Annotated in this window: 7 protein-coding genes; 4 read left to right on the top strand and 3 right to left on the bottom strand. The window is 70.6% G+C overall.

All coding sequences use genetic code 11. The annotated features are described in order from the left end of the window. From HY726_14275 to HY726_14265, 3 genes are all read right to left on the bottom strand, one after another. On the bottom strand, positions 1–1,152 hold a 1,152-nt coding region (locus tag HY726_14275), incomplete at its 3' end, for an NAD(P)(+) transhydrogenase (Re/Si-specific) subunit beta (protein MBI4610163.1). Positions 1,153–1,154: 2 nt separating this feature from the next. After that, on the bottom strand, positions 1,155–1,436 hold the full coding sequence (locus tag HY726_14270) for an NAD(P) transhydrogenase subunit alpha (GenBank protein MBI4610162.1): 282 nt from the start codon (positions 1,434–1,436) through the stop codon (positions 1,155–1,157). Continuing rightward, the gene (locus tag HY726_14265; protein ID MBI4610161.1) at positions 1,433–2,617 is read right to left on the bottom strand and encodes a Re/Si-specific NAD(P)(+) transhydrogenase subunit alpha; all 1,185 of its coding nucleotides are present in this window, start codon (positions 2,615–2,617) and stop codon (positions 1,433–1,435) included. The genes HY726_14270 and HY726_14265 overlap by 4 nt, the downstream gene beginning before the upstream one ends. A 163-nt stretch (positions 2,618–2,780) precedes the next feature. Here HY726_14265 and HY726_14260 point away from each other — a divergent pair, with 163 nt between their 5' ends. From HY726_14260 to HY726_14245, 4 genes are read left to right on the top strand one after another with little or no spacing between them, the layout of a single operon-like run. Beyond that, positions 2,781–4,454 (top strand): thiamine pyrophosphate-binding protein, encoded by a 1,674-nt coding sequence (locus HY726_14260; protein ID MBI4610160.1) that lies wholly within the window; start codon positions 2,781–2,783, stop codon positions 4,452–4,454. Then, positions 4,454–5,224, top strand: a complete 771-nt coding sequence (locus HY726_14255) for an SDR family oxidoreductase (protein ID MBI4610159.1) — start codon at positions 4,454–4,456, stop codon at positions 5,222–5,224. Before HY726_14260 ends, HY726_14255 begins: the two co-directional genes overlap by 1 nt. A gap of 31 nt (positions 5,225–5,255) precedes the next feature. Then, positions 5,256–6,197 carry an LLM class flavin-dependent oxidoreductase gene (locus HY726_14250; protein ID MBI4610158.1) on the top strand — a complete coding sequence of 314 codons (942 nt, stop codon included), beginning with the start codon at positions 5,256–5,258 and terminating at the stop codon, positions 6,195–6,197. After that, positions 6,194–7,255 carry a DUF362 domain-containing protein gene (locus HY726_14245; GenBank protein ID MBI4610157.1) on the top strand — a complete coding sequence of 354 codons (1,062 nt, stop codon included), beginning with the start codon at positions 6,194–6,196 and terminating at the stop codon, positions 7,253–7,255. Before HY726_14250 ends, HY726_14245 begins: the two co-directional genes overlap by 4 nt. Positions 7,256–7,356: the final 101 nt, after the last annotated feature.

Below are 7,356 nucleotides of genomic sequence, written 5' to 3'. Positions count from 1 at the left end.
GGTCTGGGCAAAGGACGCGTTGATCTCGTCCATCTCCTTGACCTTCTCGTAGGGGATGTCGGCCTCCGCGAGGAGGACATTCATGTGGCCGGGCATGCGCCCGGCGACCGGATGGATCCCGAACTCCACCTCGATCCCTCGCGCCTCGAGGAGGTTCGCCAGGTCGCGCACCGCGTGCTGGGCCTGGGAGACGGCCATGCCGTAGCCGGGAACGATCACCACCCGCCGCGCCGACTCGAGCACCATGGCAAGCTCCTCCGCGGAGGCCGCCTTGACGCGCCCCGCGTAGACCGCATCGGCCGCCGCGCCGGTCGCCACCTCGGCACCCACCGCGCCGAACAGGACATTGCTCCAGGCGCGGTTCATGGCCCGGCACATGATGCCGGTGAGGATGAGCCCCGAGGCGCCGACGAGCGAGCCGGCGATGATCAGCATGTTGTTCTCGAGGACGAAGCCCGTGGCGCAGGCGGCGAGCCCCGAGTAGGAGTTGAGGAGCGTGATCACCACCGGCATGTCGGCGCCTCCGATGGGGATCACGCTCGTGATGCCGAGGACGGTGCACACCCCGACGATCAGCCAGTAGAGCCAGACGGTCTCGGGCGTGCTGACGAGCCACGCGCCGAGGAGGAGCGCGACCCCGAGCAGCGCGCCATTGAGCGCGCGGTGACCGGCGAAGAGGACGGGCCGGCCGGGCAGGAGCTCCTCGAGCTTGGCGTAGGCGACCAGGCTCCCCCAGAAGGTCACGGCGCCGATGATCCCCGCGGCAACGGTCGCGATGCTGAACTGGGCCGACGGCGCGCGGCCCTGGGCCAGTTCCTCGAGGAGGGCCGCCCCCGCCACCAGCGTGGAAGCGGCCCCGCCGAAGCCGTTCAGGAGTGCCACCATCTGGGGCATCGCGGTCATCCGGATCTTGAGCGCCAGGAGCGCGCCGATGAGGGCGCCCACCGCCAGCCCCGCCAGGATCACCCCGTAGCGCGTGACCCCCTGGGTCCAGTCGAGCAGGAGGAGCGTGGCGACCACGGCGATCAGCATCCCCACCGAGCCCTGGAGGTTGGCGCGCACCGCCGTGCGCGGATGGCTCAGGCCCTTGTAAGTCAGGATGAAGAGCACCGAGGCGACCAGGTAGGCGAAATTGACGACGGCCTGCCTCACGCCTACCTCCGCTTGAACATCCTGAGCATGCGGTGGGTCACGAGAAAGCCGCCGACGACGTTGATGGTGGCGAAGACCACCGCCAGGAAGCCCAGGAGTGTCGTAAGCGTCGTGAGCTGCAGCCCTGCCGAGAGGATGGCCCCGACGAGCGTGATCCCAGAGATGGCATTGGAGCCCGAGGTGAGTGGCGTGTGGAGGGTCGGCGGGACCTTGGTGATGACCTCGAAGCCCACGAACATGGCCAGCACGAAGACGGTGAGCGTGATCGCGAGCGCTTCCATCACCCCTCCTTCCCCGCGGGAACCGCGCGCGGAGCCAGGCCGAGGGCCTCGCGGACCCTCGGATGGACGACCTCGCCCCCCCGCGTCAGCAATGTCTCCCGGGTGATCTCGTCGCCCAGGTCGAGCTGCACCTTGCCGTCCTTCACGAGGTGGAGGAAGAACGCCGCCAGGTTCCGGGCGTAGAGCTGGCTCGCGTGGTACGGCACGGTGCCCGCCAGGTTCACCGCGCCGATGATCGTGACCCCGCGCTCGACCACGCTCTCGCCGGCGCGTGTCAGCTCGCAGTTGCCGCCGCGCTCCGCGGCCAGGTCCACGATCACCGAGCCCGGCGCCATGCCGGCGACCATGTCGGCGGTGATCAGGACCGGCGCCGGCTGGCCAGGGACGACGGCCGTCGTGATCACGACGTCGCTCTCGCTCACGACGCGCGCCATCAGCTCCCGCTGGCGCCGGTAGAAGGCCTCGTCCTGGGCCCGGGCGTAGCCGCCCGCATCCTCGGTGTCTGCCGTCTCGAGGGGCATCTCGACGAACCGCGCGCCGAGGCTCAGCACCTGCTCCTTCACCGCGGGCCGGACATCATAGGCGGACACGACCGCGCCCAGTTTCCGCGCCGTCGCGACCGCCTGGAGCCCGGCGACGCCGGCGCCCACGACCAGCAGTCGCGCCGGCGTGACGGTGCCCGCCGCCGTCATGAGCATCGGAAACATCCGGGGCAGCGTCGCAGCGGCCAGCAGGACAGCCTTGTAGCCGGCTACGGTAGCCATCGAGGTCAGCGCGTCCATGCTCTGGGCTCGGGTGATGCGCGGCAGCAGCTCGACGGCGAAGGCAATCGCGCCGGTCTCCGCGATCTCCTGCACCGTCGCCGGCGAGGCGAGGGGCCTGAGGAACCCGATGAGCACCTGATCGCGCCGGAAGAGCGGGAGATCGGCCCGGCCGGTCTTGTCGTTGGCGCCGTGGGCGAGGACCTGGAACACGGCATCCGCGAACGCGAAGACCTCGGCGCGCGAGGCTCCCACGCGCGCGCCCTTCTCGGCGTAGAGCGCATCCGGGTAGCCCGCGGCCGAGCCGGCTCCGGCCTCGATCAGGACCCCGCACCCGGCCTTCGCGAGGGCCGGGAGGACCGCCGGGGCCAGGGCGACGCGCCGCTCTCCGGGAAAGCTCTCCTTGGGAACGCCGATGATCATGGCCTCTCCGATCCGTCTCTGGAGTGCGCCGCCTCGGACGACCCGAGCCGCATCCTCGCGTACGCTACCCCGCGCCTCCGAAGACTGTCAACCGAAGGGTGTTGTCGCCGACCCGCCGAGCAGGTATCATGGCCCACGCACAACCAACCCCGGAGGCGCGATCATGCCGTTTATGGCGGGAAAACAGGCGTTTCTCGAGATCCTCAAGCAGGAGGGCGTGGAGGTCCTCTTCGGCAACCCCGGCACGACCGAGCTGCCGCTGATGGACGGTCTGGCGCGGGAGGGACAGATCCGCTACGTCCTCGCCCTCCAGGAGGCTGTCGCGATCGCGATGGCCGACGGGTATGCGCAGGCGAGCGGGAAGCTCGCCGCGGTCAACGTTCACATCTCCCCCGGCCTCGGCAACGCGATGGGAATGCTCTACGACGCCTACAAGGCCGGGACCCCGCTCCTGCTCACCGCGGGCCAGCACGATCAGTCCATGACCCTCACCGAGCCGGTCCTCTGGTCGGACTTGCCGCCGGTGGCGCGCCCCTACGTCAAGTGGTCGTTCGAGATCCACCGCCTGGACGAGCTGCCGCGCGCCGTCCACCGCGCCGCCAAGGTGGCGCTGACGCCTCCGACCGGCCCCGTCTTCCTGTCCCTCCCTGTGGACGTGCTGAATGCCGAAGCCGACTTGGAGCCGGGCGAGCCCACGCGCGTGGACGCGCGGACGCGCGGCTCGCGCGATGCCGTGGAGCAGGCCGCCAAGCTCCTGGCCAAGGCGAAGCGGCCGATCCTGGTCGCCGGGGACTCGGTGGCCCAGAGCGGCGCGCTGGCCGAGCTCCAGGAGGTCGCCGAGCTCCTGGGAGTGCCCGTCTACCTGGAGGGGATGGCCAACCGCTGCGCGTTCCCCTTCACGCATCCGCTCTACCAGGGGGCAATCCCGCGCCTGGCTCACCAGATCCGTCCGCTCCTCCGCGAGCACGACCTCCTCTTCTCTGTCGGCGGCGACCTCTTCACCTTCTCCCTCCCCTCCGATGTCGAGCCGCTGCCCGAGGGCCTCAGCATCATCCACCTGGACGTGGACCCGTGGGAGCTGGGAAAGAACTACCCGGCCCGGGTCGCGATCGTGGGCGAGCCCAAGGCCACGCTCCCCGACCTCGCCGCAGCGCTCCGCCAGCGCTTCAACGGCGGGCGCCACCCCGAGGCCCAGCGCCGGCTCGAACAGCTCCGGCAGAAGCGCGAGCAGACGATCGCCGAGCTGAAAGCGCGCGCCCAGGCCGAGAGCGATCGCGTCCCGATCACGCCTCTGGCCCTCGTCAACGCGCTCGCTGAGGCGCTGCCTGCCGAGGCCGTGGTGGTGGACGAGTCGATTTCCTCGGGCGGGGGCCTCCGCAACCTCCTCCGGTGCCAGGACCCTCAGAGCTTCTTCGGCCTCCGGGGCGGCGGGATCGGCTGGGGGCTCCCCGCGGCCGTCGGCATCAAGCTCGCCCTGCCCGGGCGTCCGGTGGTGGCGCTGGTGGGCGACGGGAGTGCCATGTACACCAACCAGGCCTTCTGGACCGCCGCGCGCGAACGCCTATCGATTGTCTTCGTGATCTTCAACAACCGGAGCTACCGGATCCTCAAGCAGCGCGTCCACGCCCTCAAGGGCTTCGCCGCCCAGGACGACGTCTACGTCGGGATGGACCTCGAGAACCCGCTCATCGACTTCGTCGGCCTCGCCAGGTCCCTCGGCGTCCCCGGCGAGCGCGTGGAGAAGTGCCGCGACGCGGGGCCCGCGCTGACCCGCGCCCTGGCCGCCGGGACGCCGTACCTGCTCGAAGTCCAGCTCGACGCGGGCTTCAAGCCGTAATGCCCGGTCGTCTCAAAGGCAAAGTCGCGATCGTCACCGGCGCGGGCTCGCGGGGCCCGGGCCTGGGGAACGGCAAGGCCGCCGCGATCCTCTTCGCCCGCGAGGGCGCCCAGGTCCTCTGCGTGGATCACGTGATCGAGCGCGCCGAGGAGACGTGCTCGATGATCCTCTCCGAGGGCGGCGAGGCTTCGCCGTTGCAGGCCGACGTCAGCCGGACCGCCGACTGCGGCCGCATGGTGGCGACGGCGGTCGAGCGCTACGGGCGGCTCGACATCCTCCACAACAACGTGGGCGTCGAATCGCGCAAGGGCGTGCTCGAGACCACGGAGGAGGAGTGGGACCGGGTCATGGCGGTGGACCTGAAGAGCATGCTCCTCACCGCCCAGGCCGCGATCCCCCGGCTCACCGAAGCCGGCGGCGGCGCGATGATCAACGTGTCGTCGGTGGCAGGACTCCGCGCCCACGGCCGGACGGCCTACGCGGCGGCCAAAGCCGGCGTCATCGGCCTGACGATCTCGCTCGCGGGCCAGCTCGCCACGCACCGCATCCGGGTCAACGCCATCGCCCCGGGCATGGTCTACACCCCGATGGTCGCCGAAGGCATGCCTCCGGAGCTCCGCGAGAGGCGCCGGCTCGCGGCGTTGATCCAGGACGAGGGGACCGCCTGGGATGTCGGCTGGGCTGCCGTCTACCTGGCCTCCGATGAGGCGCGCTGGGTCACGGGCCAGGTGCTGGTCGTAGACGGCGGCTTGACCGTCACCACACGATAGGAACCCCCCTCCGATGGAGCGAACGATGGCGATGAGTTTTGGCGTCCACGCGGGGCAGCAGAACCTGAGCCTCGACGAGCTCAGGCGGGTCTGGAAGTTCGCGGACCGCTCGGGCTTCGACTGGGTGTCGGGGTGGGACCACTTCCAGGAATCCCCGCCCAAGGATCAGAACGGCGATTGCTTCGAGTCGGTCAGCACGATGGCCCTTCTGGCTGCGGATACCATCCGTGTGCGCGTCGGCTGCCTGGTCTTCTCGGTCAACTACCGGCACCCGGCGGTGCTGGCCAACGCCCTCGTGACCATCGACCACATCTCGAACGGCCGCATGGAATGCGGGATCGGCGCGGGCTGGCACGAGGCCGAGTACCGCGGCTACGGCATCCCCTTCGAGCCCATCGGGATCCGCGAGGACCAGCTCGAGGAGGGCGTCCAGGTCATCCGTCTCCTCTTCACCCGGGAGATCGCCAACTTCAAGGGGAAGTACTTCCAGCTCCATGATGCCCGCTGCAATCCCAAGCCGATCCAGAAATCGCCGCGCATCTGGATCGGCGGCCTCGGCGAGAAGCGGACGCTCCGCGCCGCCGCCAGGTATGCCGACGGCTGGAACGCGCCGTATATCTCGGCCGAGGAGTTCGCGCGGAAGTGTCGCATCCTCGACGACTGGTGCCTCAGGGAAAAGCGCGAGCCGTCGACGATCCTGCGAACCGTGAACGTCGGCTTCTACATGGGCGCCGACGAGGCAGCGGCCAGGCGGAACGCCGAGCAGCTGCAGGCCGAATGGGGCGCGGCGCTGGAGACACGCAAGGGCTTTGTCACCGGTACGCCGCAGCAGGTCATCGACCAGGTCGCGGCGTACGCGAAGGCAGGGGCCGCCCGCCTGAACATCGCGCTCCGCGCTCCGTACGACTGGGACGCCCTCCATGCCTACGTCGAGGAAGTCCTCCCCGCCTTCGGCGTCAAACGCCCGGGGTGAAGCTCACGCGGCGGACCCTCCTTACCCTTGCCGGGCTCGCGGCGCTCGGCGTCACGACCCCGGCGTGCCGCCAGATGCTCAGGCAGATCCTCTTCTCGCCGGAGGCCACCCCGGCGGCGCCGCCGGCGCCGGTGACCAATCCCCTGACGGCGCGCGGGAAAAGCCTGGTCGCCATGGTCCACGGCCAGGACGTGCCGGCGATGGTGCACCGAGCGGTGGAGCTGATCGGCGGTATCGAGCGGCTCGGCCTCAGGGGAGCGCGCACGCTCGTCAAACCCAACGTCGTGTCGGGCGAGGCGCCACCGGCGACGACGGATCCTCGGGTTGTGAAGGCCGTGGCCGAGCTGGCCAGGGCGGCGGGAGCCGCACACCTCGCGGTCGGGGACATGTCGGCGGTCCTGGCGCTGCCCACCCGCCCGAACCTCGAGCGGACCGGAATCGCCCGGGTCGCCAGGGAGGTCGGCGCCGAGTTGCTGGCCTTCGATGATGGCGAGTGGCTGGAGGTGCGGTCGGCCCGCGCCGAGTTCGCGACGCGGGTCTTCGTCGCGAAGGCCGCCTACGAGGCCGACCGGCTCATCAGCGTGCCGGTCATCAAAACGCACCGGAGCGCCAGCTATAGCTGCGCCCTCAAGAACACCGTCGGGTGCGTCCACGGGAAGAACAAGCCCTGGGCCTATGGGTCAGCCGGGTGGGAGCCGGCTGTGGCCGAGCTGAACCTGGCCGTCCGTCCGCACCTCTTCGTGGTGGACGGCCTCCAGAGCATGGTGGCGGGCGGGCCCTGGTCGGGCGAGGCGGCGCCGACCCGCGTGATCCTGGCGAGCGGCGACCCGATCGCCACCGACGTCGCCGCCCTGGGGATCCTCACGACGGTCGGGCGGTCGGAGCTCGTGACCTCGAAGGGCGTCTGGGAGCAGACCCAGATCCACCGGGCCATTGCACTGGGGCTCGGCGCCCGCGGCCCCGACGGGGTCGAGCTTCTCGCCGAAGACATGACGGGCGCCGACGCCGGGTTCGCCCGGCTCGTGGACAAGGTCCGGCGCGCCGCGGGCCTCGGATAGGAGCGTGTCGGAGCAATGCCCTTCGAGCGCGGGCTTCGCCCGCGCACCGGATGCCTGGGGGAGCCCTCGGTGGGGGCCGTCGAGGCCCCCACCGATTGTCC

Source organism: Candidatus Rokuibacteriota bacterium (assembly GCA_016209385.1).
In the GTDB taxonomy this organism is placed as follows: domain Bacteria; phylum Methylomirabilota; class Methylomirabilia; order Rokubacteriales; family CSP1-6; genus JACQWB01.
The sequence above is the reverse complement of the archived record's forward strand: the minus strand, read 5'-3'. Positions and strand labels throughout refer to the sequence as shown.